Origin of the sequence: Micromonospora sp. A3M-1-15, assembly GCF_024213425.1 — a bacterium.
In the GTDB taxonomy this organism is placed as follows: Bacteria; Actinomycetota; Actinomycetes; order Mycobacteriales; family Micromonosporaceae; genus Micromonospora; species Micromonospora chersina.
On sequence record NZ_JANAVK010000008.1, the window covers coordinates 241,668 to 265,772 of the forward strand.

At 74.1% G+C, this 24,105-nt stretch carries 28 protein-coding genes, 2 tRNA genes and 1 pseudogene; 18 read left to right on the top strand and 13 right to left on the bottom strand.

Annotated elements, in window-relative coordinates:
* Positions 1-138: 138 nt before the first annotated feature.
* From NLX85_RS31380 to NLX85_RS31395, 4 genes are all read left to right on the top strand, one after another.
* Positions 139-212: transfer RNA gene (locus NLX85_RS31380), tRNA-Ile, on the top strand.
* 43 nt (positions 213-255) lie between these two features.
* The gene (locus NLX85_RS31385) at positions 256-384 is read left to right on the top strand and encodes a DLW-39 family protein (protein ID WP_222866068.1); all 129 of its coding nucleotides are present in this window, start codon (positions 256-258) and stop codon (positions 382-384) included.
* Between the two features lie 45 nt (positions 385-429).
* Positions 430-505, top strand: a tRNA-Ala gene (locus tag NLX85_RS31390).
* A 63-nt stretch (positions 506-568) separates the two neighbouring features.
* Positions 569-1,156: a VanZ family protein gene (locus NLX85_RS31395; RefSeq protein ID WP_254341288.1), complete on the top strand. Its 588-nt coding sequence runs from the start codon at positions 569-571 to the stop codon at positions 1,154-1,156.
* A 22-nt stretch (positions 1,157-1,178) separates the two neighbouring features.
* Here the strand turns inward: NLX85_RS31395 and NLX85_RS31400 are convergent, their stop codons facing one another.
* Entirely contained in the window at positions 1,179-1,472 is a 294-nt protein-coding gene (locus NLX85_RS31400) for a hypothetical protein (RefSeq protein ID WP_254341290.1), read from the bottom strand.
* Positions 1,473-1,615: 143 nt separating this feature from the next.
* On the opposite strand from NLX85_RS31400, the gene NLX85_RS31405 reads away from it, so the two are divergent.
* From NLX85_RS31405 to NLX85_RS31420, 4 genes are all read left to right on the top strand, one after another.
* Positions 1,616-2,026 (top strand): VOC family protein, encoded by a 411-nt coding sequence (locus tag NLX85_RS31405; RefSeq protein WP_254341292.1) that lies wholly within the window; start codon positions 1,616-1,618, stop codon positions 2,024-2,026.
* Between the two features lie 67 nt (positions 2,027-2,093).
* A complete protein-coding gene (locus NLX85_RS31410; protein WP_254341294.1) occupies positions 2,094-2,558 on the top strand; it encodes a helix-turn-helix transcriptional regulator in 465 nt (154 codons plus the stop codon).
* A 29-nt stretch (positions 2,559-2,587) separates the two neighbouring features.
* Positions 2,588-3,043: a pyridoxamine 5'-phosphate oxidase family protein gene (locus tag NLX85_RS31415; RefSeq protein WP_254341296.1), complete on the top strand. Its 456-nt coding sequence runs from the start codon at positions 2,588-2,590 to the stop codon at positions 3,041-3,043.
* A gap of 105 nt (positions 3,044-3,148) precedes the next feature.
* Positions 3,149-3,502 carry a hypothetical protein gene (locus NLX85_RS31420; protein ID WP_254341298.1) on the top strand — a complete coding sequence of 118 codons (354 nt, stop codon included), beginning with the start codon at positions 3,149-3,151 and terminating at the stop codon, positions 3,500-3,502.
* A 4-nt stretch (positions 3,503-3,506) separates the two neighbouring features.
* On the opposite strand, the gene NLX85_RS31425 is transcribed toward NLX85_RS31420, so the two are convergent.
* Positions 3,507-4,097 carry a dienelactone hydrolase family protein gene (locus NLX85_RS31425; RefSeq protein WP_254341300.1) on the bottom strand — a complete coding sequence of 197 codons (591 nt, stop codon included), beginning with the start codon at positions 4,095-4,097 and terminating at the stop codon, positions 3,507-3,509.
* A gap of 63 nt (positions 4,098-4,160) precedes the next feature.
* On the opposite strand from NLX85_RS31425, the gene NLX85_RS31430 reads away from it, so the two are divergent.
* Positions 4,161-4,775 carry a helix-turn-helix domain-containing protein gene (locus NLX85_RS31430; protein WP_254341303.1) on the top strand — a complete coding sequence of 205 codons (615 nt, stop codon included), beginning with the start codon at positions 4,161-4,163 and terminating at the stop codon, positions 4,773-4,775.
* On the opposite strand, the pseudogene NLX85_RS31435 reads toward NLX85_RS31430, so the two are convergent.
* Positions 4,769-5,682, bottom strand: a pseudogene (locus tag NLX85_RS31435) (aminoglycoside phosphotransferase family protein). The gene NLX85_RS31430 and the pseudogene NLX85_RS31435 sit on opposite strands and share 7 nt — an antisense overlap.
* Positions 5,683-5,864: 182 nt before the next feature.
* Here NLX85_RS31435 and NLX85_RS31440 point away from each other — a divergent pair.
* Positions 5,865-6,812: an L-threonylcarbamoyladenylate synthase gene (locus tag NLX85_RS31440; protein ID WP_254341420.1), complete on the top strand. Its 948-nt coding sequence runs from the start codon at positions 5,865-5,867 to the stop codon at positions 6,810-6,812.
* Between the two features lie 4 nt (positions 6,813-6,816).
* On the opposite strand, the gene NLX85_RS31445 is transcribed toward NLX85_RS31440, so the two are convergent.
* The 3 genes from NLX85_RS31445 to NLX85_RS31455 all read right to left on the bottom strand — a co-directional run bounded on the left by NLX85_RS31445 (position 6,817) and on the right by NLX85_RS31455 (position 9,255).
* The gene (locus tag NLX85_RS31445) at positions 6,817-7,275 is read right to left on the bottom strand and encodes a GNAT family N-acetyltransferase (RefSeq protein WP_254341306.1); all 459 of its coding nucleotides are present in this window, start codon (positions 7,273-7,275) and stop codon (positions 6,817-6,819) included.
* A 42-nt stretch (positions 7,276-7,317) separates the two neighbouring features.
* The gene (locus NLX85_RS31450) at positions 7,318-8,808 is read right to left on the bottom strand and encodes a serine/threonine-protein kinase (protein ID WP_254341309.1); all 1,491 of its coding nucleotides are present in this window, start codon (positions 8,806-8,808) and stop codon (positions 7,318-7,320) included.
* 156 nt (positions 8,809-8,964) lie between these two features.
* The gene (locus tag NLX85_RS31455) at positions 8,965-9,255 is read right to left on the bottom strand and encodes a hypothetical protein (protein ID WP_254341311.1); all 291 of its coding nucleotides are present in this window, start codon (positions 9,253-9,255) and stop codon (positions 8,965-8,967) included.
* Between the two features lie 119 nt (positions 9,256-9,374).
* On the opposite strand from NLX85_RS31455, the gene NLX85_RS31460 reads away from it, so the two are divergent.
* Complete coding sequence (locus NLX85_RS31460; RefSeq protein ID WP_254341323.1) at positions 9,375-9,794, top strand: CBS domain-containing protein; 420 nt, start codon at positions 9,375-9,377, stop codon at positions 9,792-9,794.
* An 85-nt stretch (positions 9,795-9,879) separates the two neighbouring features.
* On the opposite strand, the gene NLX85_RS31465 is transcribed toward NLX85_RS31460, so the two are convergent.
* Positions 9,880-14,442 (bottom strand): HAD-IC family P-type ATPase, encoded by a 4,563-nt coding sequence (locus NLX85_RS31465; RefSeq protein ID WP_254341325.1) that lies wholly within the window; start codon positions 14,440-14,442, stop codon positions 9,880-9,882.
* 227 nt (positions 14,443-14,669) lie between these two features.
* Between NLX85_RS31465 and NLX85_RS31470 the strand changes: the two genes are divergently transcribed.
* The 5 genes from NLX85_RS31470 (at position 14,670) to NLX85_RS31490 (ending at position 18,118) form a co-directional block, all read left to right on the top strand.
* Entirely contained in the window at positions 14,670-14,930 is a 261-nt protein-coding gene (locus tag NLX85_RS31470; protein ID WP_212838912.1) for a hypothetical protein, read from the top strand.
* A 55-nt stretch (positions 14,931-14,985) separates the two neighbouring features.
* On the top strand, positions 14,986-16,368 hold the full coding sequence (locus tag NLX85_RS31475) for an MFS transporter (RefSeq protein ID WP_254341328.1): 1,383 nt from the start codon (positions 14,986-14,988) through the stop codon (positions 16,366-16,368).
* A 118-nt stretch (positions 16,369-16,486) separates the two neighbouring features.
* Positions 16,487-17,266 carry an SDR family oxidoreductase gene (locus tag NLX85_RS31480; protein WP_254341330.1) on the top strand — a complete coding sequence of 260 codons (780 nt, stop codon included), beginning with the start codon at positions 16,487-16,489 and terminating at the stop codon, positions 17,264-17,266.
* A 37-nt stretch (positions 17,267-17,303) separates the two neighbouring features.
* The gene (locus NLX85_RS31485) at positions 17,304-17,498 is read left to right on the top strand and encodes a hypothetical protein (protein WP_148429245.1); all 195 of its coding nucleotides are present in this window, start codon (positions 17,304-17,306) and stop codon (positions 17,496-17,498) included.
* Between the two features lie 71 nt (positions 17,499-17,569).
* The gene (locus tag NLX85_RS31490) at positions 17,570-18,118 is read left to right on the top strand and encodes a YbaK/EbsC family protein (protein ID WP_212838969.1); all 549 of its coding nucleotides are present in this window, start codon (positions 17,570-17,572) and stop codon (positions 18,116-18,118) included.
* 36 nt (positions 18,119-18,154) lie between these two features.
* On the opposite strand, the gene NLX85_RS31495 is transcribed toward NLX85_RS31490, so the two are convergent.
* The 4 genes from NLX85_RS31495 to NLX85_RS31510 form a co-directional block, all read right to left on the bottom strand.
* The gene (locus NLX85_RS31495) at positions 18,155-18,787 is read right to left on the bottom strand and encodes a DsbA family protein (protein WP_254341332.1); all 633 of its coding nucleotides are present in this window, start codon (positions 18,785-18,787) and stop codon (positions 18,155-18,157) included.
* Between the two features lie 20 nt (positions 18,788-18,807).
* The gene (locus NLX85_RS31500; RefSeq protein ID WP_254341334.1) at positions 18,808-19,233 is read right to left on the bottom strand and encodes a SufE family protein; all 426 of its coding nucleotides are present in this window, start codon (positions 19,231-19,233) and stop codon (positions 18,808-18,810) included.
* A gap of 70 nt (positions 19,234-19,303) precedes the next feature.
* A complete protein-coding gene (locus NLX85_RS31505; RefSeq protein ID WP_212838907.1) occupies positions 19,304-19,723 on the bottom strand; it encodes a CBS domain-containing protein in 420 nt (139 codons plus the stop codon).
* A gap of 55 nt (positions 19,724-19,778) precedes the next feature.
* Positions 19,779-21,548, bottom strand: a complete 1,770-nt coding sequence (locus NLX85_RS31510) for a proline--tRNA ligase (RefSeq protein WP_254341336.1) — start codon at positions 21,546-21,548, stop codon at positions 19,779-19,781.
* A gap of 91 nt (positions 21,549-21,639) precedes the next feature.
* Between NLX85_RS31510 and NLX85_RS31515 the strand changes: the two genes are divergently transcribed.
* The gene (locus NLX85_RS31515) at positions 21,640-22,014 is read left to right on the top strand and encodes a VOC family protein (RefSeq protein WP_254341339.1); all 375 of its coding nucleotides are present in this window, start codon (positions 21,640-21,642) and stop codon (positions 22,012-22,014) included.
* Between the two features lie 29 nt (positions 22,015-22,043).
* Entirely contained in the window at positions 22,044-22,829 is a 786-nt protein-coding gene (locus NLX85_RS31520) for a class I SAM-dependent methyltransferase (RefSeq protein ID WP_254341341.1), read from the top strand.
* 224 nt (positions 22,830-23,053) lie between these two features.
* Here the strand turns inward: NLX85_RS31520 and NLX85_RS31525 are convergent, their stop codons facing one another.
* On the bottom strand, positions 23,054-23,239 hold the full coding sequence (locus NLX85_RS31525; RefSeq protein WP_254341343.1) for a DUF397 domain-containing protein: 186 nt from the start codon (positions 23,237-23,239) through the stop codon (positions 23,054-23,056).
* Positions 23,230-24,033 carry a helix-turn-helix transcriptional regulator gene (locus NLX85_RS31530; RefSeq protein WP_254341344.1) on the bottom strand — a complete coding sequence of 268 codons (804 nt, stop codon included), beginning with the start codon at positions 24,031-24,033 and terminating at the stop codon, positions 23,230-23,232. The genes NLX85_RS31525 and NLX85_RS31530 overlap by 10 nt, the downstream gene beginning before the upstream one ends.
* Positions 24,034-24,105: the final 72 nt, after the last annotated feature.

A 24,105-nucleotide genomic window follows, 5' to 3' on the forward strand; every position in this document is an offset into this window, starting at 1 on the left:
CCGGGGCACCGCGTAAAGCGGTCGCCCCGGCGTCGCGTGTCCGGGTAGGTTCGAAGGTGGTGCGGGCGAGCCGCGCCGCGACGGCCCCCCGATTTGGGAGCCACGGCGGCGATGGGTTAACCTTGCTCGTCGCTACGCGGGGCTATAGCTCAGTCGGTTAGAGCGCAGAGCTGATAACTCTGAGGTCGCTGGTTCGATTCCAGCTAGCCCCACCGCACATCGTCCGACGGTAGTCGAGCGCGAGGGGTCAAGCCCATGTTCAAGAAGCTCCTGATCCTGGTCGGCGTCGTCGGCGCGGCCGCCGTCGTGGCCAAGAAGATCAAGGCCTCGAACGACGAGCGCGCTCTCTGGCACGAGGCGACCACCGCGCCCGACCTGCGCTGACCGCGCTTCCTCCGACTGTCGGCACCGGGCGACTCCGCCCGTCTCGGGGCCCTAGCTCAACTGGCAGAGCACTGCCTTTGCAAGGCAGGGGTTAGGGGTTCAAGTCCCCTGGGCTCCACCATCTCCACTCCTCACCTGCGGTTTCCCGTTCGTGCTCTCACAGTCGGCCGGAAGCGGGGGTGCCATGATCCGGGGCTGGCACGGCTGGCTCGGCACGTTCAACGGCGTCGTGCTCCTCACGGTGGCCGCGCTGCCGTTGGTCGCCCTTGTGGTGTGGGCTCTGGCCCGCCGCCGGAGGGTCCTCGGCGCCGCGCAGCCGTGGCGGATGTCGCTGGCCGAGGTCGGCATCGTCTACGGCACGGTGCCGTGGGTGTGGATGATCATGTTGCCGGGCGACCGCGCCGGCGCCGTCCCCGGTCGGATCAGCCTGGTGCCGCTGCGGGATCTCCTCACGATCCTCGCGGCCGGGCCGCTGACGGTGACGGTCCAGATCGTCGGCAACCTGCTGGTGTTCGCGGCGCTGGGGTTCCTCGCCCCGCTGCGGTTCGCGGCGCTGGCATCGGTGCCGCGGATCCTGGCGCTCGCGGCGGGCTGCTCGGTCCTGGTCGAGGTCGCGCAGTACGTCCTGCGGCTGGACCGGGTGTCCTCTGTGGATGACGTGCTGCTCAACACCGCCGGCGCCGGGCTGGCCGCGCTGGTCTCGCGCCGCTGGTGGCGCACCACGACCGGAGCGCCGTCGGATCGACCGCGAGCCCTGGTGCCGGAACGCTGAGCCGCCGCTGCCGCGGGAGGGCCTAGTCCTTCTCCCACTGGTGCTGCCGCTCGGTGTGAAACGGCCGGTCACCCAGAGAATGGCCCGGCATGGAGACGCAGTTCTGGCCCGGGTGAGCGCCGCAGACCGGGCAGTCGCACATGTCCTCGGGCGCCAGGCACGGCTGTCCCTGCCCGCGCCGTACGGTGCACACCGCGTAGCCGATCTCCGCGGCAGCCTGGTGCAACTCCTCGTCCTGGTGTCGCACCGCGGCCTGGCGGATCCGCCGAACGGCGTTCCGGAACAGGGTCAGCAGCTCCGCGTCCTCATCCGCCACGATTCCGAGGATAGGGATCCAGGGTGCGGGAGGTGGTCAGGTCTCCCGGGCTCCACCATTCGATCGGATGATCGCCGAAGTCCGGCGCGGATCGATCAGGAATCGAGAAGCCCGCGCACAGCGCCGTGCCTAGCATGATCGGCATGGACATCACCATCCACACGAGCTTCCTGCCGCACGTCGACCCGGACGAGTCGCTGGCCTTCTACCGCGACGTCCTCGGCTTCGAGGTCCGCAACGACGTCGGCCAGGGCAAGATGCGCTGGATCACGGTCGGCCCGGTCAATCAGCCCGACACGTCCATCCTCCTGGCGCCGCCGGCCGTCGATCCCGGGCTCACCGACGACGAGCGCCGCACCATCTCCGAGATGATGGCCAAGGGCACCTACGGCTGGATCCTGCTGGCCACCCGGGACCTCGACGACACCTTCGAGAAGGTGCAGGCCAGCGACGCCGAGGTCGTCCAGGAGCCGACCGAGCAGCCGTACGGCATCCGCGACTGCGCCTTCCGCGACCCGGCCGGCAATCTGGTCCGCATCCAGGAGCTTCGCTGACACGTCCGGTCATCCGTCCCGCCCGTCAAGGCCGGCGCCTCGGGCATCGAGGAAAGGACTCCCCCTCATGTGTCACCCCTCGTGGGGGCGCGCACGCGCCCACGCGCAGCGCCTGAACGACCTCACCCGGCTGCGCCGCGTCCGGGACCGGATCGACCGGGAGTACGCGGAGCCGCTGAACGTCGAGGCGCTCGCCCGTGACGTGAACGTGTCGGCCGGGCACCTCAGTCGCCAGTTCCGGCTGGCCTACGGCGAGTCGCCGTACTCCTATCTGATGACCCGGCGGATCGAGCGCGCGGCGGCGCTGCTGCGTCGCGGCGACCTCAGCGTCACCGAGGTCTGCTTCGCGGTGGGCTGCTCGTCGCTGGGCACCTTCAGCAGCCGCTTCACCGAGCTGGTGGGCATGCCGCCCAGCGCCTACCGGAGCCGCGCGGCGGGCGCGGCGACGGGGATGCCGCCGTGTGTGACGAAGCAGGTGAGCAGGCCGGTCAGGAACCAGGAGACGCCGGTCACCGCAGCCCTCCTGGTGTGAACGGGACCCGAAGGATCGAAGGGGAGAGCATGACGAGCACGCCGCCGCGGGGACGTGAGGAGCGCCTGCGGGACACCCGCGCGAAACTGGAGAGCGACATCGACCTCTGGGTCGCGACGTCGGGCTCCCCGGGCGGCGTCCACCTCATCCCGCTTTCGTACCTCTGGGACGGCGCCGCGTTCCTCGTCTCGACGCCGCGTGCCTCGATCACCGGCCGCAACCTGCTGGCGGACGGCCGGGTGCGACTGAGCCTCGGGCCGACCCGCGACGTCGTCATCGTCGAGGGCGTCGCCGAGCCGGTGGACGTCGCCGACCTCGCTCCGGGAACGGGCGACGCGTTCGCCGCCAGGACCGGTTTCGACCCGCGCGAACTCGACGAGCCCTACCAGTACTTCCTGATCCGGCCGCGGCGCATCCAGGCCTGGCGGGAGGCGAACGAGCTACGGGGACGCGACCTCATGCGCGACGGCCGCTGGCTCGGCTGACCGCCGGAGCTGAGGCCCCCAGAGGTTCGATCGCACCACTTCGGAAGACGTTGGCGGAGATCATCCTGCTGGCTGAGTTGATCGCGTCGTGACTAGGCTGAGCCGGTGATCGAAGACCGCCGGCGGCCGTCCCGCCTCAGCGGTTTCCGGGTCTGCCTCATCGGCGGGGCCTTCTTCGCGTCGTTGCTGGCGGTCCTCCAGCCGATCACCCGCTACGAGGACTGCCCCAACTATGGCGGAAACGGCAACGCGAGCGCGTTCGCGAACCCCGCCTGGGACTTCTATCTGACGCTCCTGCTGTTCGGCTGGGTGGTCCTGGTCGTCCTGGAGCAGACGCTGTCGGTCACCCGGCGCGGACGTGGTGGCGCCGACGTCGCGCTCCGGGCGGCCGCCGCGATCGCGTTGTCGACGGTGGCCTCGTGCGGCCTCTTCGTCAACGTGGCGGTGCTGTGCCACTGACAATTCAGCCCAGCCGGTCGAGGAACTCCCGGGAACGCCGTACCGCCAGGGCTGTGGCGTCCGCGTCGTACGACGGCAGTGAGCTGTCGGTGAACAGGTGTGCCTCGCCCGGGTAGACGAACAGCTCGCCCCGCTCGGGTCCGACGATCCCGACCAGCTCGCGGGCGGCGTCGATGTCGCCCTCCAAGGCGAAGAACGGGTCCCTGTCCATGCCGTGGATCTGCACCGGGACGCCCTCGGGCCACGGGCCGACGGCCCATTCGCCGGTGACCGGCAGGCAGGACTCGTAGAGCAGGGCGCCACGGGCGCCGGGCCGGGTCTGGGCGAGCCGCTGCGCGGTGGCGGCGCCCCAGGAGACGCCGGCGTAGACGAGGTCCTTCGGCAGGTCGGCCACGGCCCGGTCGGCGCGCTCGTCGAGCACCTCGCCGCCGATGCGCCTGGTCAGCGCGGCGCCCTCGTCGATCGTCGCCGGCCGCTCGCCGTCGAACAGGTCGGGGGTGTGCACGGTGTGCCCGCCGGCGCGCAGCTGGTCGGCGAAGGCGCGTACGCCGTCGGTGAGCCCCTGGATGTGGTGGAAGAGGACGATGTCGGCCATCTCTAGACTCCTGTCAACGAACCAGAGCGATCGAATGATCCAGAATTCTAGAACGGTCGAGAAATGTCGGTCAATCAGCAGATCCCGGACTACGACCTCGACGAGATGCTCGTGGTCACCGCACCCGAACAGTTACGGGCGCTGGCCGACCCGCTGCGCGCCACCCTCCTGGAGTTGCTCCTGGAGCGGGCCGCCACGGTCAACGAGATGGCCCGGGCGGTCGACCGCCCGAAGAGCAGCGTGGCCTACCACGTGAACCTGCTGGTCGACGCCGGCCTGCTCCAGGTGGTGCGGACCCGGCGGGTCCGGGCCATCGAGGAACGGTTCTACGGCCGGGTCGCCCGCACCTTCTACGTCGGCGTGCTCAAACGACCCGAGGACAAGCAGGTCGTGGCGCGCATCAACGGCCTGGCCGAGGCGGCCGCCGAGGCCACGCCGGCCCACGCCGCCGACGACCTGCGGTGCACGCTCGTCCACGCGCGCATCCCCATCGAGGAGGTGCGGACGTTCTGGACGGAGGTCCAGGCGCTCGCCCGCCGCTTCGCCCAGATCCCCCGGTCCGGGGACCAGGTGTACGGCTTCGTCGCAGGCCTCTACCCCACCGACGCGCCCACCCTCCCGGACACCGACCCGGACCCGGCCGACCGGGACCCGGTCGACCGGAACGCCGGTCAGTAGCCGCCGGCCGCGTCGGCCAGCACCTCGCGCAGCGCGTGGGAGGTCTGCCGGACGATCCCCGGGTTGGTGTCCCAGTAGTAGGGCAGGGCGAGCACCGCCTGGAGCAGCGCCCAGCCCCGGCCGCGCAGCCACGAGGCGTCGTCCACCGCCAGTTCGGTGCGGAACCGGGCGCGACTCGGGCCGGTGAAGACGTTCCACGCCGGCTGCAGGTCGCAGGCCGGATCCCCGACGTTCAGCCCGCCGAAGTCGATGACCGCCGAGAGCCGGCCGTCGACCACCAGCAGGTTGCCGGGCAGCAGATCGCCGTGCAGCCAGAGCCCCGGCCCGTCCCAGGCCGGCGCGTCCAGCGACTCCTGCCAGGCCCGCAGCACCGCGCCGCCGTCGACCCGGTCGCCGAGCCGGCGCACCGCGTCCCGAACCCCGTCGTCCAGCTCGGCGAGGTCGGCGCCCCGGGCGCGGGGTGGCCGGGGGTACGCGCCGGTGGTGTCGATCCGCCGCAGCGCGGTGACGAAGGCGGCCAGGTCGACCGCCGCCCGGTCCAGGTCGGCGAGACCGGTGGCGGCGTTCTCGCCCGGCAGCCACTCGTAGACCGACCAGTCGAGGGGTAGCCCTCGGCGGGGCGACCCATGGCCACCGGCACGGGCAGCGCGAGCGGCAGGTGCGGGGCCAGGCGGGGCAGCCACTCGGCCTCCCGGGCCGCCTGCCTCGTGGCCCAGCCGATCCGGGGCAGCCGCACCGCCAGGTCGTCGCCGAGCCGGTAGACGTCGTGGTCCGTCCCGTACGAGGGAACGAGGCGGACCAGTCGGTCGGCCCAGTGCGGGAACTGTCCGGCGAGCAGCCGGCGCACCAGGTCGGCGTCGGTCTGTACCTCGTCGGCGTGCATCTTCGTCCGGGTCACGGCGCTCATCCTGGATCGGCCCCGGCACGGGCGGCAAACGAGTTCAGTCCGGCCGGCGGCGCCACGCCAGCGTCCTGCCGAGGATCACCAGGCCCGCCACCAGCAGTCCCTGGTCATCCGGCAGGGTAGTGCCGGGCCGGCGTCCCCGGCAGGCTAGCGTCGGGTGCGTGAGCACCGGATCCCCGCGCGTCCTGCCGGCCGAGAGCGGCATCGCCGAGGCCGCCGCCGTCCTGCGCTCCGGCGGGCTGGTCGCCTTCCCCACCGAGACGGTCTACGGGCTGGGCGCGAACGCGCTGGACGCCCGGGCCGCGGCCCGGATCTTCGAGGCGAAGGCCCGACCCAGCTTCGACCCGCTGATCAGCCACCTGGCCGACGCCGCCGACCTGCCCGGTCTGGTCGGCGCGGTGCCGCCAGCGGTGGCCGCGCTGGTGGAGCGTTTCTGGCCCGGCCCGCTCACCCTGATCGTGGACCGGCCGGCGGTGATCCCGCCGATCGTCACGTCCGGCCTGGACACCATGGCGGTCCGGGTGCCCGACGAGCCGTCCGCGCGGGCGTTGATCGCCGCCGCCGGGGTGCCGGTGGCCGCGCCGAGCGCCAACCGGTTCGGGCAGCTCAGCCCCACCCGGGCCGAGCACGTGGTGGCCGGGCTGGGCGGGGCCGTGGACGTGGTGCTCGACGGCGGGCCGACCCGGTGCGGGATCGAGTCGACAATCGTGGACGCGCGGGGCGAGCGGCCCGTGGTGCTCCGGCTGGGCGCGCTGCCGGTGGAGGCGCTGATCGAGGCGGTCGGCCCGGTGGAGGTACGCCAGGGCAGCTCGGGTCAGCCGGTCGCGCCCGGGACGCTGGCCGCGCACTACGCCCCGCGTACCCCGTTGCGGTTGGGCGCGGCGGCCGAGGGGGACGGCGGCCGGCGGGGATTCCTGGCCTTCCGGGAGCCGCCGGCCGGCGGTGACTGGTCGGCGGTGGAGGTGCTGTCCCCCGAGGGTGACCTGACCGCGGCGGCCGCGCGGCTCTTCGACGCCCTGCACCGGCTCGACGCCACCGGGGTGACCGAGATCGTGGCCGAGCCGGTCCCGGAGGTCGGTGTGGGCCGGGCGATCAACGACCGGCTGCGGCGGGCGGCCGCCACCTGGCGCTGACCCGTCAGAGGGCCAGTTCGCCGACCACCTGGTCGCCGCTGCGCTCGCCGGTCAGCCGGAAGCCGAGGCGGCCGTAGAAGCGTTCCGGGCCGTGCGGGCCGGGCGCCCAGGTGACGAACATCCGGTCCGCGCCCCGGCGGCGCAACTCGTCGGCGAGCGCCGCCACGGCGAACCGCCCGTGGCCCCGGCCCTGCTGGTCCGCGGCGATGTTCAGCCGCCACAGGCCGGACCGGACGTCGGTCGGGTCCTGACCCCACTGGATGTCGAGGAAGCCCATCAGGAAGCCCACCGGGCGGTCGCCGTCCACGATGAGCCGGGGCCAGGCGACCGCCGGCTGGGCGTACGCCTCGGCGAGCGACCGGGCCACCGGGGCGACCAGCCCCTCCTGGTCGGGACGGACGGCGATCGCGCAGGCGGCCAGGACGTTGTCCGGGGTGATCTCTTCAAGACGTGGTGACGGCACGGGGGCACCCTAGCCGCCGGACCGCACCCGCCTCGACCGGTTTCAGGTCAGCTCGGCGGCGACCCGGTCGACGTCCGCGCTGAGCGCGTCGTAGCCGTCGGCGGTGAGCTTTCCGCCCCGGAGCAGCTCGCTCAGCTTGTCGCGGAGCTTCTTGATCTGCTCCTGCGCCTGGTCGGTGTCGCCCTCGGCGGTCTCCTTGGCGATCGCGTCCACCTTGGCGTGCAGGTCCTTCGCCGCGTCCGGGTTCAGCTGCCCGGCGTCCACCTGCTCCTGGATCGACAGCCGCAGGGCCACGATCGGGTCCCGGGGTGGGGCGGGGGTCGGCGTCGCGGAGGTGAGGCGGGGGCTGGGCGTCGGCGTGGCGGCGGGGGTGCGGGTGGTCGGCGTGAGCGTCCGCGGCTGTGGCGTGGTCGGGGCCACCGTGACCGGCACGACCGGCGCGCTCGGCGCGGCAGAGGTGGTGACGGACGGGGCCGCCGCCGGGGTCGGCCCGGCCGGCGAGGTCCCGCCGTCCCGATCGAGCAGCGTGACACCGGCGAGGGCGACCAGCACGAGGCCGACCAGGCCCGCTGCCACCAGCAGCCGCCCGCGTCGGAACCGTCCCGGCCGGTCGACCGGGTCCGCGGCCGGCCCGGGTGCGGCCGGCGGCGCGGCCGGCGGCCCGGCCTCGGCCGGCGCGGCGTCGACCGCGACGACCGCGAGCGGCGTGCCGGCGCGGGGCAGCAGGGCCGCGAGGCGCTCCCGGACCAGGCCGGCGTCGGTGGGCCGGTCGGCCGGGTCCTTCGCGAGCAGCTCGGCCACCAGGGCGTCGAGTTCGACGGGTACGTCCGGCCGGCGGTCCCGCAGCGGCGGGGGTGGCTCGTTGACGTGCTGGTGCAGCACGCTGAGCGGGTCACCGGCGAACGGCGGGGCGCCGGTGAGCATCGCGTAGAGGGTGCAACCCAGGCCGTACAGGTCGGTGCGGGGGTCCACGGGACCGCCGAGCGCCTGCTCCGGGGACATGTACGAGCTGGTCCCGAGCTTGGTCGCCGGGCCGGTGAGGGTGTTCTGCCCGGCCAGCCGGGGCAGGCGGGCGATGCCGAAGTCGCAGATCTTCACGGTGCCGGCGGGGGTGACGATGAGGTTGCCCGGCTTGATGTCCCGGTGCACCACCCCGGCGGCGTGCGCGGCGGCGATCCCGTCGCAGGTCTGCACGGCGATCGACAGCGCCTGGACGACCGGCAGCGGGCCCGCGGCGACCAGGTCGCCGACCGTCCGGCCCTCCACCAGCTCCATGACCAGGTAGGAGTGGTCCTCCTCGGTGCCGAAGTCGTAGACGCCGACGATGTGCGGGTGGGTCAGCCGGGCCGCTGTGCGGGCCTCGCGGTCGAAGCGTTCCGCGGCCATCGGCTCCCGCACGCCGGCCGCGGTGAGCACCTTGATCGCGACGGGCCGGTCCAGCCGCAGGTCCCGGCCGCGCCACACCTCACCCATGCCGCCGCTGCCCAGCAGCTCCTCGGACTGGTACCGGCCATTCAGCAGACGTCGCGACACGACGTCACCTTTTCCAGCCGGGCACGATCCCACACCGGGCGCGGGCCACCGGAGCGGGCGCTGTTCGTCCTGGACCATCCACACAAGGTAGTCAATCCATCGCTCGGCGCCCGTACCGGCGGGCCGGCCGGCTCCGCTGCCGGCCGGCCGATCGGGTCACGTCTGCTGCTGCCTCACGTCCAGGTTGAGGAACCGCGGTTCGCCGCTGGCGAGTTGGCGGATGCGCTCGGCGTACTCGCCTGTCTGCGGTCGGCCGCTGTGGGCCATGGCCTGCTCGTAGCTGTCGAACTCGGCGACTATGACGAAATGGCCGGGCCGCTCCCGGTCCTCGGCGAAGGTCACCCGGGCGGGCCCGGGGGACGGGTGCTCGCGCGTCCACTCCTCGCTGAGCCGGCGCACCTCGTCGGGGCGGTCCGTCTGATACTCGACGACCTGCACGAACGGCATCTCCATCACCTCCACCCGCCGTGTTCCCACCGGTCCGCCGTCCATGTCGGCGGCATGGCCCCGGCCGCCGGGGGTAGGAGGTACGGGTAACAACCCCCCGAAAGTGAGGTGTCATGCCAATGCCGACCGCACGCGAGATCATGACCAGCGACGTGAGCTGTGTCCGGGAGCAGGACGACCTCCGGACCGCCGCCCGACGGATGGCCGAGCTCGGGGTGGGCTCGCTGCCCATCTGCGGCGACGACAACCGCCTCAAGGGCATGGTGACCGACCGCGACATCGTGGTGAAGGTGCTCGCCCAGGGCAAGGACCCGGCCGCCGTGACCGCCGGTGAGCTGGCCCAGGGCGAGGCCGTGACCATCGGCGCGGACGACGACGCGGCCGAGATCCTGCGGACCATGGGCCAGCACAAGGTACGCCGGCTGCCGGTGATCGACGGGCACGACCTCGTCGGCATCGTGGCCGTCGCCGACGTGGCCCGTTCGCTGCCGGAACGCCCGGTGGGTGACCTCATCGAGGCGATCTCCGAGCGCTCCTGACCGTAGCCACCGACCGTTCGCCGCCCCTCCGGCCCGCGCCGGGGAGGGCGGCGAGCCGCGTCAGGGCGTCAGCGGCACGGTGACCTCAGGCGTCATGCTCCTCGCCGTGCCCCTGGACGGTTTTCCCATGCGAATCGGCGGCGCGCTGTGGGAGGCGGTCGACAAGCCGGGTCAGCGCGCCGTTGGCGAAGGTGGCGCCGAGCGCGGAGCCGGCGGCGATGGTCCAGCCCACCGGGCCGAGCGGGGTGCAGCCGAAGAACTGGCTGACCCCGGGCGTCTGCACCACGGCGACCAGGACGCCGATCGACGCGGCCGTGGAGGCCAGCACGGTGGGGCTGGTGCCGCCGGCCAGCACGGTCTGCCCGAGCTGGGTGCCGACCAGCGAGGCGAGCGCGACGGTGCCCGCCCGGCGCTCCCGGCCGGTCCACCGGGCGAGCGTCCAGCCGGCGGTCGCGCCCAGCGTGGTGGCGCCGGCCCGGAGCGCGATCTCCCGGGTCAGCGTCTCACCGAGCGAGGTGTCCGGTCCCTCCCGCAGCAGGTGGTCGGCGCCGTCGGAGGCGGGCGGGCGGACCGCGATGGCCAGCGCGGGCACCAGGTCGGTGAGCAGGTTCACCAGGAGCAGTTGCCGGCCGGTGAGCGCCGACCGGCCGGTGCTGGCGGCGGTCAGCACGCTGAACGCGATCTCGCCGAGGTTGCCGCCGACCAGGATGCTCAGCGCGTGGCGGACCGACGACCACATGGCCCGCCCCTCCACGAGGGTCGCGATGATGGTCTCCAGCCGGTCGTCGGTGACCACCAGGTCCGCGGCGGCGCGGGCCGCCGGGGTGCCGCGCTGGCCGAGAGCGATGCCCACGTCGGCGAGCCGGATCGCCGGGGCGTCGTTGGCGCCGTCGCCGGTCATCGCCACGGTCCGCCCCCGGCGTTGCAGCGCCTGGATGATCCGCACCTTGTGCGCCGGGGTGCAGCGGGCCACCACGTCGGTGGCCATGAGCCGTTCCGCCAGGGCCTCGTCGTCGAGCCGGTCCAGCTCGGTGGCGGTGACCACCCGCTGCTCCCCGTGGTCGGGGCTGATGGTGGCGGCGATCGCCTCGGCGGTGGCCGGGTGGTCGCCGGTGATCATGATGGTGTGCACGCCGGCCTGCCGGATCCGCCGCACCGCGGGCGCGGCGCTCTCCCGCACCCCGTCGGCGAGGGCCAGGAAGCCGACGAAGACCAGCCCGTCGACCTGCTCGTCGCTCACCGACTCGGCACCCACCGGGCACTCGGCCACGGCCAGGATGCGGTGCCCGGCCCCGGCCCGTTCGGCGAGCATCGCGTGCAGCGCGTCCCGGCCGGCCGGATCCAGCGGCGTGTCGCCCTGGGCGGTCCGCCGCGCCGCGCAGCGCGGCAGCACCGACTCGGGCGCGCCCTTCACGCTGAGCAGCAGCCCGTCGGCGGTCCGGCCGACCGTGGCGTGGTAGCCCCGGGACGGCTCGAACGGCAGCCCGCCCACCGCCGTCCAGTCCGGTGCGCCGGTCCACTCCAGCACGCCGGCCGTGCCCGCGCCGCGGCGTACCGCACGGTCGGTCTGCTGGGGCAGCTCGTCCGGGTCGGCCGCCGCGGGAGTGGCCCGCAGCGCCGCGGCAAGGGTCAGCCGCAGCGGCTCGTCCAGCCGGTCCGGCGGTGCGTACCGGTCGTCGCCGCCGCCCACCCCGGCCAGCAGCAGCTTCCCCTCGGTGAGGGTGCCGGTCTTGTCGAAGCAGAGCACGTCGACCCGGCCCAGCGCCTCGATGGTCCGCGGGTTGCGGACCAGCGCGCCGTGCTCGGCCAGCCGCCGCGCCGCCGCCAGCTGCGCGGCGCTGACCAGGAACGGCAGCCCCTCCGGCACCGACGCCACGGCCAGGTTCGCGGCGGTCGCGGCCGTCTCCGCCAGGGGTACGCCCCGGAGCAGCCCCGCCCCGGCCACCGCGATCGCCGAGCCGGCGGCCAGCGGCACGGCGGCGCTGGTCAGCTTCCCGAGCCGGGTCTCCACCCCGCTGGCCGGAGGCGCCTCCCGGGCCAGGGCGAGGCTCCGCCCCGCCTCGGTCTCGTGGCCGGTGGCCACCACCACGGCGGTGCCGTGGCCGGCGGCGACCGTGGTGCCCTCGTAGAGCATCGAGTGGCGCTCGGCGACCGCGGCGGCCACCACCGGCTCGGCGGTCTTGCCCACCGGCAGGGACTCGCCGGTCAGCGACGACTCGTCGGTCTCCAGCCCGTCGCTGGTCAGCACCCGGCAGTCGGCCGGGATGGCGTCGCCGGGCCCCACCGCGACCACGTCGCCGGCCACCAGATCCTCCGCGGCCACCACCTGCTCCGCGCCGTCGCGCAGCACCCGGGCGGTCACCGCCGAGCGGGACAGCAGCTCGGCCAGCGAACGCTCGGTGTTGTGCTGGTGCACCGCGCCGATCAGCGCCGAGCCGCCCACCACCCCGCCGACCAGCGCGGCGTCGACAAGCGAGCCGAACGTCGCGGAGAGGACCGCCCCGGCGGCGAGCACCGGGGTGAGCGGGTTCGACAGCTCGTCGACGAACGCGCGGAGCAACCCGGGTGGGCCGTGCCCGTCCCCGGTGACGGCACGCCGGCGGCGGGCCGCCTCCTCGCCGGTCAACCCACCGGCGTGCGTGCCGAGCTGGTCGAGGACGATCTCCACCGGCATCAGGTGCCAGGCGGTGAGCGCGGGCGCCGGCGTACGGGTCCGGTCGGGCAGCCGCCGGGCCCGCCAGACGCCGTGCGCGAAGGCGAGGGCGGCGGCCCCGTTCACGGCGCCGAGGGTCCGGCCGGGCAGCCGCTCCCGGTCGGCCGTGAACGCGCCGAGCGCTCCCAGCCCGGTGCCGGCCATCGAGATCCGGATGTTCTGCCGGGTCATCCGCCGGGCCACCCCGGTCGCGTCGATGAGCAGCGCGGGAATCCGCAGGTCGTCGCCCACCAGCAGGTGCGCGCCCCAGGGCGGCAGGTCCTCCGGGGCGGAGACGCCCAGCCCGCAGTCCGCGGCGCCGAGCGCGGCCCGGTCACCGGAGACCACCATCACCACCGCGCCCTCGCGTTGCAGGTCGCGGACCGATTCGGCGAGCCGGGGACCGCCGGGCACGAGGACGTCGGCGAAGTCGTACCGGCCGTCCTCGTCCCCGGCGACCACGAGCCGCAGGCCGGCGTGGCGGGCGGCGGTCGCCAGGGCGTCCACCCCCGGTACGGGCTCCGGCTCGACCCGCAGCACGGCGGCGAGCCGCCCGCCCTCGGCCAGCCCGAGCAGCCGGCCGCCCTCCGCGCGCAGCCTCGCGCTGTCCGGGGTGTCCCCCGGGTCCGTCACGTCCATCCGGTCCAGCGGACCGAGCCGCCAGCCCTCGGCGTTCCGGACCGCGTCCGGGGCGGCCGGGTCGAACAGGCCGAACGACCGGGCGGCCACCTCACCGGTGTCCGTACCGGCCAGCGGCGCCAGGTCGGCCAGCACGCCCCGGTCGGAGCCGAGCACCGCGGCGTCCAGCAGCACCGTGTCGATCCGGTCCAGCTCGCGCAGCACGCTGCGGTCCATGGCGATCACGCCGCGCCGACCGAGCATCCGGCCGAGCTGGGCGGCGTACCCCTCGCGGCCGCTGCCCGGGGCCTTGGGCAGCGACGACAGGGCCAGCGCGGCGGCCCGCTTCCCGCCGGCGACCGGCACCGCGGCCGCCCCGGCCGCCGCACCCGCGGCCAGCATCCGGCTCACGTAGCGCTCGGCCGGGCCGTCCGGGACCGGGCAGGGCCGCTCGCCGTCCGGCACCCGCGCGACCGCCCGGTCCGGGTCGCCGGTCAGCCGCGGCTCGGCCTTCGTCCAGGCGGCGAGCTGGGCCTGCGCCTCGCCCCACCGCACGACCCGCTGCGCGCCGTCGAGCACGATGCCCGCCCAGCCGCCCGTGAGCCCCTGGACCACCGCCTCGGCGAGCGGGAAGAGCAGTTCGGCGCGAGGGTCGGCCCGCAGGCCCCGGTCGGCGAGCGCGTGCAGCTTCGGGTGCAGGTCGACCGCGGCGAGAAGGCCCGCCACCTCGCCGGGCACCGGGGTGAACGGCAGGATCCGGGTGGCCGCCGAGATGGTCAGGCCGAGCGCGTCGGAGGCCAGCGCGCCCAGGGCGCGGGGTGTGCGCGGCCCCTCCTCGGGCGGATGCGGCGGCGGGACCTCCGGGTCCGGCTCGTGCGGGCACACCCGCTCGGTCCGCGCCACGGTGGCGATCAGGTCGCGCAGCTTCGGCTTCGGCTCCTCGACCGCCACGATCACCCGGCCCGACGGCGCGTTGACCCGGGCCCAGGCCACCCCGGGCAGCGACTCCAGCGCCGCCTCGACCTGCCGGGCCAGCCGATCCCCGCCGTCCTGGCAGACGCCGTGCACCTCGATGTGGTGCCGGCCGTCACGGGACCAGACCCGGCGCCGGGTCAGCCCGGCCATCCGGGCCAGCCGGGTCGCCGCCGCGCCCACGCTTCCCGCCGCCTCGGCCACGCTGCCCGGCACGGCGTTCCGGGCCGTGGCCGGCAGGGCGGATCCGACGGTACGGGCGGTGTCCGGCACGGCGGTGGCGACGCCGCGCGCGACCCGGGCCACGGCGTCCGGCACGGCGGCCGGCGACAGGAGGAGGCCGGCGACGCGGCCCAGCGAGGTCATCGAGGCGTACGGCCGGGCTGCCGGCCCCGCTCCCCGGTACTCCCGCCGTCGTCGTAGCCGTACGCCATCTCGCCTCCCGCGGCCTCGTCCCGGCGGCCCGACTTCCCGGCGCGCCGTCCGTTATGCCCCTCGGGCGGGGGAAGTTTCCGCACTGCCCGGGGCATGGACGGGCAGGCCGGTGGAATGCCGCTCGGACAGCGATGTCGTCGTCGGAACCGGGAGGCCCCATGAGCACGCTGACACGGAACCTCAACGGGTCGCGGGAGATGATGAAGACGTACTGCCGGCGGGTGGAGATCCCGGTGCTGGGCGAGGTGGCGGTGCCCCCGCCGGACAAGCTGGCCTACTACGCGGGGCTGGGCGTGCTGGCCGCGCTCCAGGTGATCGAGTGGCCGCTGGCCCTTGTCGTGACCGCCGGGCACCTCCTGGCCGACCAGCACTACTCGGGCCTGGTGAAGGGTGTGGGCGAGGCGCTGGAGTCGGCCTGACGAGACGGGGCTCACCGTTGACCTCAACCCCGGTTGAGGCCCGAGGCTTGAGCCCATGTCGACCGCCACCGCCGCACCGACGGCCCCGCCCGTACACCTCTGGTCGCCGCGGCTACGGGCGATGACCGTGGGCAGCGTCGCCCTGGTGTCGCTGCTCGCCTTCGAGGCCCTGGCGGTGGGCACCGCGATGCCCACGGTCGCCCGGACCCTGGACGGGCTCGGCCTCTACGCCCTCGCCTTCGGCGGCCCGTTCGCCTCCGGGGTGGTGGCCATGGTCGCCTCGGGCATCTGGTGCGACGCGCGCGGCCCCCGCCCGGCCATGTGGCACGGCGTGGCGTGGTTCGTGGCGGGCCTCGTGGTGGCGGGCGCCGCGCCCACGATGGAGGTACTGGTCGTCGGGCGGGTCGTGCAGGGCTTCGGCTCCGGCCTGCTCTCCGTGGCGCTCTACGTGATCGTCGCGCAGGCGTACCCGGAGGAGTTGCGGCGGCGGGTGTTCGCCGCATTCGCCGCCGCCTGGGTGGTCCCGTCGCTGGTGGGTCCGGCCGTGGCCGGGCTGATCGTCGAGCACCTGGGCTGGCGCTGGGTGTTCCTCGCGGTGCCGGCGGTCGCGGTGCCGGCGGTGCTGCTGATCCAGCCGGGGCTGCGGGCGTTGGGGGCGACCGTCCCGACCCGGCCGCCGACCGGCGCGCTGGCGCGGATCGGCTGGGCCTGCGGGGCGGGGGCGAGCGCCGCACTGCTGCACTACGGGGGGCAGCAGCGCGGCGCGCTCGCCGCCGGGCTGATCGGCGCGGCGCTGGTCGGGCTGCTGGTCTGCGCGCCGCGGCTGCTGCCGGCCGGCTTCCTGCGGGCCGCGCGCGGCCTGCCGACCGTGATCGGGCTGCGTGGCCTGGCCTCGGCGGCGTTCGCCGGGGCCGAGGTGGTGATCCCGCTGATGCTGTCCCGGGAGCGGGGTTTCTCGCCGACGGCGGCCGGGCTGGTGCTGACGGTCGGCGCGGTCTCCTGGTCGGCGGGCTCCTGGATCCAGGGCCGGATCGCCGCGCCGCGCTCGGCCGCCACACTGCCGCGGGCCGGGCTGACCTGCATCGCCGTCGGCACGGCCGGCGTGGCGCTGGCCCTCCTGCCGGCCCTGCCGGTGGCGCTCGCGGTGCTGGCCTGGGCGGTCGCCGGGCTCGGCATGGGGCTGCTCTACCCGTCGCTGTCGGTGCTCACCCTGGACCTGTCGGCCCCCGCCGAGCAGGGCCGGAACAGCTCGGCGCTGCAACTGGGCGACTCGCTCTCCGCCGCCACCGTGCTGGCGCTGACGGGTGCCGTGCTGGCCGCCGGGTCGGCGCCCGGCCGGGCGAGCTACGCGACCACCCTGGCCGTGGCGGCCGCCTGCGGGCTGCTCGGCGTCCTGCTCGCCGGGCGTGTGGTGCGCCGGCCGGCCGCGACCGCCTGACCACCGGATCCGCCCGCGCCACGCCGGCCCGGGGACGCAGGATCGGCGGTACGGGGGCCGGCCGTCACGATCCGGTCCGCCGTCCCGTCGGGTGGAGGGGCGCGGGAGAGGAGCGACGATGCGGGTGCTGGTGACCGGGGCGACCGGACGACTCGGGCGGGTGGCGCTGCCGCGGCTGCGCGACGAGGGGCACACCGTGCGCGGGGTGAGCCGCCGGGCCCGGAGCGACGCCGGCGCGGAGTGGGTGGCGGCCGACCTGGCCACCGGTGAAGGGCTGGCCGCGGCGGTCGACGGGGTCGAGGCGGTGCTGCACCTGGCCTCCTCACCCGACCGGCGCACCCACGAGATCGACGTGCTGGGCACCCGCCGGCTGGTGCTGGCCGCCGGGCGCGCCGGGGTGGGCCACCTCGTGTACGTCTCGATCGTCGGCGTCGACCGCGTGCCGCTCGGCTACTACCGGCACAAGCTGGCGGCCGAGCAGGTGGTGGCGGCCGGGCCGGTGCCGTGGAGCGTGCTGCGGGCGACGCAGTTCCCGGAGTTCCTGGAGGAGTTGCTGCGATCCGCGAGCCGGCTCGGCCCGGTGCTCGGGGACCGGGCGGTGCTCGCCCAGCCGGTCGACCCCGGCGAGGTGGCGGGCCGGCTCACCGCGATGCTGGCCGCCGGCCCGACGGGCCGGATCGAGGAGTTCGGCGGCCCGGAGGTGCTGCGCTACGACGAGGCGGTCCGCGCCTGGCGCACGGCCAGAGGATCGCGGCGCCCACTACTGCCGGTCCGGATCCCGGGGCGGCTCGGCCGCGAGTTGCGCGCCGGCGGGCTCACCACCACCGCCACCCCGACCGGCACCCGCACCTGGGCCGACCACCTGGCCGACACGTACGGGGGAACCGGCCGGAGATGAAACCTTCTGCGGTTCCGGGCCGCCCTACCGTGACCGCATGCTGGTCTTCGTCACCACCGTGATCCTGTACGTCTTCGGCTTCGTCTTCCTCTACGGCGTGATCCGGCTCGGGGTCCGGCACGGCATCGAGGACGTGGAGACCCATCGCGTCAACCAGTTGCGGGCCGAGGAGCTGGCGGCCCACCAGGACCGCACGTTCGCCCGCGAGAACGCCTTCCTCACCGGCAGCTGACGTCCGGCATGCGGGCCGGTCGGTACGTCGGCGAGCGGCGGCGCCCGGCGGGTGCGAGGATCGCAGCCGTGATGGGGACGCTGAAGACCGAGCCCGCCCGGACCCGGCTGGACCTGCTGGCGGCGCCGGTCGCCGCGGCGATCGAGCGGTGGCCGGACGAGGCTCCGGTGGACGTGGACGACGTGCTGGTCGCCCCGATCGACGCCGAGTTGGCCGACACGGCGGCGTTCTGCGCGGCGTACGAGGTGGGGCTGGACGAGTCGGCCAACTGCGTGGTGGTCGCCGGCAAGCGGGGTGGCGAGACCCGGTACGCCGCCTGCATGGTGCTCGCCACCACCCGGGCCGACGTGAACGGCGTGGTTCGCCGGATGCTCGACGTGCGCAAGGCGAGCTTCGCGCCGATGGCCGACGCGGTCGAGCTGACCGGGATGGAGTACGGCGGGATCACCCCGATCGGGCTCCCCGAGGACTGGCCGATCCTGGTCGACTCGCGGGTGATCGCCATGCCGCACGTGATCATCGGATCCGGCGTGCGGCACAGCAAGATCGCGTTGCCCGGGCCGGCGCTGGGCGCCCTGCCCGGGGCAACGGTCGTGGAGGACCTGGCCCGACCGGCCTAGGTCGTCACTCGCATCGATCTTGTTCCACGTGAAACATCACGCGGCGGCCTCGCGCTGCGCCACCTCGTGCAGGGCGGCGAGCAGGGTCTCCGGCTCCTGGGCGCCGGTCACGGCGTACTTCCCGGCCAGCACGAAGGTCGGCACGCTGGAGACGCCGAGCTGGTGCGCGGCGCTCAGGTCCGCGGCCACCTCCCGGCGGCCGAGGTTCGACTCCAGGTACTCCCGGGCCTCGGCCTCGTCCAGGCCCACCTCGCCGGCGAGCTTGACCAGCGCGTCGGTCGACCCGACGTCGATTCCGTCCTGGAAGTGCGCCCGGTAGAGCCGCTCGACCAGTTCGGCGGCCCGGCCCCGCTCGGTGGCCAACCGGACCAGCCGGTGCGCCTCGAAGGTGTTCGCGGCCACCGCGCGGTCGAAGCGCATGTCGATCCCGGCGCCCTTGGCGACCTGGGTGACGTGGGCGGCCATGCCCTCGGCCTTGTCGCGGCCGCCGAACTTCGCGCCCAGCGCCTCGATGAGCGGCTTCGGCTCGGTCACCGGCGTCGGGTCGAGCTGGAACGGCCGGAACCGGACGGTCACCTCGCCGTCGTAGCCCGCGAGGGCCTGCTCCAGGCGGCGCTTGCCGATCCAGCACCAGGGACAGACCACGTCGGCGTAGATCTCGATCTCCATGACCAGCGACAACCCGTCGATCAGGAGATCTGTTCCCGGACCTGGCGCTTCAGCCGGGCCAGGATGGCCGTGCCGCCGCGCACCCGCAGCGGGCTGATCGCCTGCGCCAGGCCCATCCGCTGGTAGAGGTCGTCCGGCACGGCCAGCACCTCCTCGGCGCTGGCCCCGGCCAGCCCCTCGGCGAGGATGCCGGCGAACGCCCGGGTGGTCGGCGCCTCCGGCGGGCAGTCGAAGATCGTGCTCACCGTCTTGTCCGGGTTGACCTCGGCGCGCAGGAAGAACGCGGTCTGGCACTCCGGGACCTGCTCCAGGTCCTCCCGGTCCACGCCCTCGGGCAGCGGCGGGATCACGTCGGAGAACTCCAGCAGCATCTCCAGCACGAGGTCGCGTGGGGCGGCGGCGAACTCGTCGACGATCTCGGCCAGCTTGGTCGGCATCTCGGACATGACCGCCAGGCTACCGCCGGACGACCCGGCGCCCTCCGGGGTCGGCCGGGAGGGCACCGGGTCGGGCGGATCACAGGTTCGGGGCGGCCTCGCTGATGTCGCTCAGCGCGGAGTTCGGGTCGAGCTGCATGGCGAGGTCGCCAAGGGAGACGATGCCCACCAGCTTGCGCTCGTTGTCGCAGACCAGCACCCGCCGGATGTTGCGCTCGCGCATCAGCGCGGCCGCCTCGCCCGCGGTGCAGTGCTGCTCGATCATCACCACCTCGCGGGTGATGATCGAACCGATCGTGGTGCTCGTCGGGTCGGCCCGCTCGGCCACCGCCCGGACCACGATGTCGCGGTCGGTCAGCATGCCGGCGAGGGTGGCCCCGTCGGTGACCACCACGTCGCCGATGTCGGACTCCTTCATCACCCTGGCCGCCTCGTCCAGGGGAGTCTCCGCGGGCAGGTAGACCACCTGCTTGGTCATCACGTCACTGACCCGGTACATGAGAGCCTCCGAAACACCTCGATCGATCCGACTGCGGTACCCCGTGGCGCGTCCGCTACACCCCGTCGCGGCGCGTCCCGCGTGCCTCGTCGAGCAGGCGCTCGACGAGGCCGTCCACCGGCAGCTCGATCCGCTCGCCGGAGGCCCGGTCGCGCAGCTCGACATACCCCTCGGTCAGCCGGCGGCCGACCACGACGGCGCGCGGGATGCCGATCAGCTCGGCGTCGGTGAACTTCACCCCGGCGGAGACGTGGGTGCGGTCGTCGACAAGCACCCGCAGGCCCGCCGCGGAGAGGCACCCGCCGAGTTCCAGCGCCGCGTCGAGCTGCGGACCCTTTCCGGCCGCCACGAGGTGTACGTCGCACGGCGCGACCTCGGCCGGCCACACCAGCCCCCGGTCGTCGTGGTGCTGCTCGGCCACCGACGCGACGGCGCGTGAGACGCCGATGCCGTAGCAGCCCATGGTCGGGCGGACCGGCTTGCCCTCCGGGCCGAGCACATCGACCGCGAAGGCGTCGGTGAACCGGCGGCCGAGCTGGAATATGTGCCCCACCTCGATGCCCCGCCGCATGGTCAGCTCGCCGTCGCCGCAGGCGGGGCAGGGGTCGCCCGGACGCACCTCGGCCGCCTCGATGGTGCCGTCCGGCACGAAGTCCCGCCCGCACACCACATCGGTGGCGTGCCGGCCCGGCTCATTCGCCCCGGTCAACCACGCGGTGCCGGTGACCACCCGGGGGTCGACCAGGTAGCGGACCCCGTGCTTCGCCAGGATCTGCGGCCCGAGGTAGCCGCGGACCAGCTCCGGATGCGCCGCCCAGTCCTCGAAGATCGCCACGGTGGCCGGGTGCAGCGCCGCCTCGACCCGCTTCAGGTCCACCTCGCGGTCCCCCGGCAGGCCGATCACGAGCAGCTCCGCCTGCTCGGCGCCGGGCCGGCGCACGGCCAGCACCACGTTCTTCAAGGTGTCGGCGGCGGTCCAGCCGGTCCGGCCGGCGAGCGCGCGGGCGTTGGCCAGGTCGACCAGGGACGCGATGGTCGGCGTCTCCGGGGTGTCGTGCACCTCCACGGCCGGATGGGCCTCGGGGTCGCCGGCCACCGGCGCGCGGGTCACCACGGCCTCCGTGTTGGCGGCGTAGTCGCAGGTGGTGCAGCCGACGTAGGTGTCCTCGCCGACCGGCGTGGCGGCCAGGAATTCCTCCGACGCCGAGCCGCCCATCGCCCCGGACATCGCGTGCACCACGGTGAAGTCCAGCCCGAGCCGGGTGAAGATCCGCTGGTACGCGTCGCGGTGCCGGTCGTAGGCGGCCTGGAGCCCCGCCTCGTCCAGGTCGAAGGAGTAGGCGTCCTTCATGAGGAACTCGCGCCCGCGCAGCAGCCCGGCCCGGGGCCGTGCCTCGTCCCGGAACTTCGTCTGGATCTGGAAGAGCGTCACCGGGAAGTCCCGGTACGAGCTGAACAGGTCCTTCACCAGCAGCGCGGCCATCTCCTCGTGGGTCGGGGCGAGCAGGTGCTCGGCGCCCTTCCGGTCTTCGAGGGTGAAGATGTCGTCGCCGTACTCCGCCCACCGCCCACTCGCCCGGTACGGCTCGGCCGGCAGCAGCGCCGGGAAGTGCACCTCCTGGTCGCCGATCGCCGCCATCTCGGCGCGGACGATCTCGGTCACCCGGTCCAGCACCAGCTTGCCGAGCGGCAGCCAGGTGTAGCCGCCCGGCGCGGCGCGGCGTACGTAGCCGGCGCGGAGCAGGAGCCGGTGGCTCGGCACCTCGGCGTCGGCCGGGTCCTCGCGCAGGGTCCGGAGCAGCAGGGTCGACATGCGCAGCAGCATTGCCGCAGCGTACGGCGGTCGGGCCCGGCAGGCGATCGGATTCGCCACTGTCCGGGGTGGAGGACGCCGCCGTGTGGGGTAGGAGAAGGACATGGATGAGAGGCCGCGGATGACGTTGACGACGACCGTGCTGGACGCGCCCGACGCGCGGGAGCTGGCCGGGTTCTACGAACGGCTGCTCGGATGGTCCCGGGACGAGGACGAGCCGGACTGGGTCGTCCTGGCCGCGCGGGATGGCGGTGCCGGACTGGCCGTCCAGACCGAGCCGGCTTACGTGCGTCCGGTCTGGCCGGCCGGCCCGGGCGATCCGCAGATGATGGCGCACCTCGACATCAAGGTGGACGACCTCGACGCCGCGTCGGCGTACGCGGTGTCCGTGGGGGCCACGGTGGCGGACTTCCAGCCCCAGGACGACGTACGCGTCCACCTCGACCCGGCCGGCCACCCGTTCTGCCTGTACCTCTGAACCGCGGCGGTCGGCCTAGGCTCCCAGTCATGACCGTCACTCCGTCGGCCCGGGCCGTCAGCCAGTACGCGACGACCACCGGCAACCTCACCGCCCGCATCGCGCTGCACGACCACGGCACGAACCCGCAGGGCTGGTTCGCCTGGCTCGACGAGCGGCTACCGCTGACCGGGGACGTCCTCGAGGTGGGCGCCGGCACGGGCAGGTTGTGGAGCCAGGTGGACCACCGCGGCCGGGGGCTGCGGCTCACCCTGAGCGACTTCTCGGCGGCGATGTGCGCGCGGCTGCGGGAGGTCCCCGGCGCCCGGGTCGAGCGGTGCGACGCCACCCGGCTGCCGTTCGCCGACGCCAGCTTCGACACCGTCATCGCCAACCACATGCTCTACCACCTGGACGAACCGGCCGCCGCGCTGCGCGAGTTCGCCCGGGTGCTCCGCCCTGGCGGGCGGCTCGCCGCCGCCGTCAACGGCAGCGACCACCTCGCCGAACTGAACGCGGTCGGCCCGGCCATCGGCCAGCCCGACCTGGTGATCGGCTTCCACCAGAACGATGTCACCGCCGAGACCGCACCCGCCCGGGTGGCGGCGTACTTCACCGACGTCACGGTCGAGCGCTACCCCTGCGACCTGGAGATCCCCACCGTGGCGCCGGTCCTCGACTACCTCGCCAGCATGGCCGAGCAACCCCTCACCGCCGGGCAGGAAGCGGCGGTCCACGACCTTGTCCAGGCCCGCATCGACGCTGACGGCGCCTACCGGGTACGCAAGCACACCGTGCTGATCACCGCGACGCGCGGTCCTCGGGAGCGGGGGTGAGGACCAGGCCCGGCCTTCTGTCGCGGGCCCGCTAACCCCGCCGGCGGGAGCGACGTGCCGCCCACACGCCGCCCGCGACGGCCGCCGCCGTGGGCAACAGGCAGCACAGGGCGAGGACGAACAGGTGCCACGGCTTGATCGCTCCCATGGGCGTGAGCATAGAGCGATTTCTCTTGGCACCTTGTCGGGGAACCGACTTACAAGATCACCATCGTGCCCAGGAGTCAGCGGCCCTTGGCGTGGGTGATGAAGGCGCGCCAGGTGTCGGGGGTGAAGGTGAGGACCGGGCCGGTGGGGTCCTTGCTGTCCCGGACGCCGACCACGCCGGGCAGGTTGTCGGCCACCTCGACGCATTCGCCCTGAGTGCCGCTGCGGGTGGACTTGCGCCAGACAGCGCCGATCAGCTCCATGACGTCATCACTTCCTTCACCAGCTCGATCGACTGCCGGTGCGGCAGAGCTTCGCTACGGACGCTCTCCCACCTCGACAGCAGGATAGCCAGATCCTCATCTCTATCGACCACCATCCCGCCGAGCTGTGTCTCCAGATGGCCGATCCAACCGCCGTCATCGCCACGTGCGAGGACGAAGGGCCCGACAAGTCCGACGTGGACGCTGACTTCGGCCGGGATCACATGCACGCTGATGTGGGGCTGCTCCGCGCACTCGACCAAGTAGTCGAGTTGCTGCACCATCAATCCTCGGAAGCCCTCGTCTGCCCGCCGCAGGACTGACTCCTCAATCACGGCGACAAACTTCGGCGGGTTCGGCTGTTGGAAGATGTTTTGTCGGTCCATTCGCACCGACAACCTTCGATCGACCTCGTCATCGTTGATTGCGTCGTCGCAGCGAATCAGCGCGCGGGCATAGTTCTCCGTCTGGAGCAGGCCGGGGATGAGGCTCGGTTGATAGCAGCGCAGCTGCTGCGCCTGGCGCTCCGCTTCCAGCCAGGGGCGGAACCAGCTCGGCTGGCCGTCGCGTTCGGCCAGCTTGAGCAGCGACGTCAGCAGGCCACCCGTGCCGAGCACCTCGTCGGCCCGTTTCAGGAAGAACCGGTCCAGCGGTCGCTGGCCCAACTCGACCGCCGACACCTGCGATCCGGAGAAGTGGACCAGCTTCCCGAACTCCTCCTGGCTCAGTTCGGCCTTCAGCCGCAGCCGCCGGAGTTGGGCCCGGATGAGTTCCGCGGTCGGTTCGCTCTCCACACTTCCTCCCCGATTTCCCGACGCCTCCCCGGCGTCGCCGTGTGCCGGCAAAAGCCGACGGAAGGTCGCCAC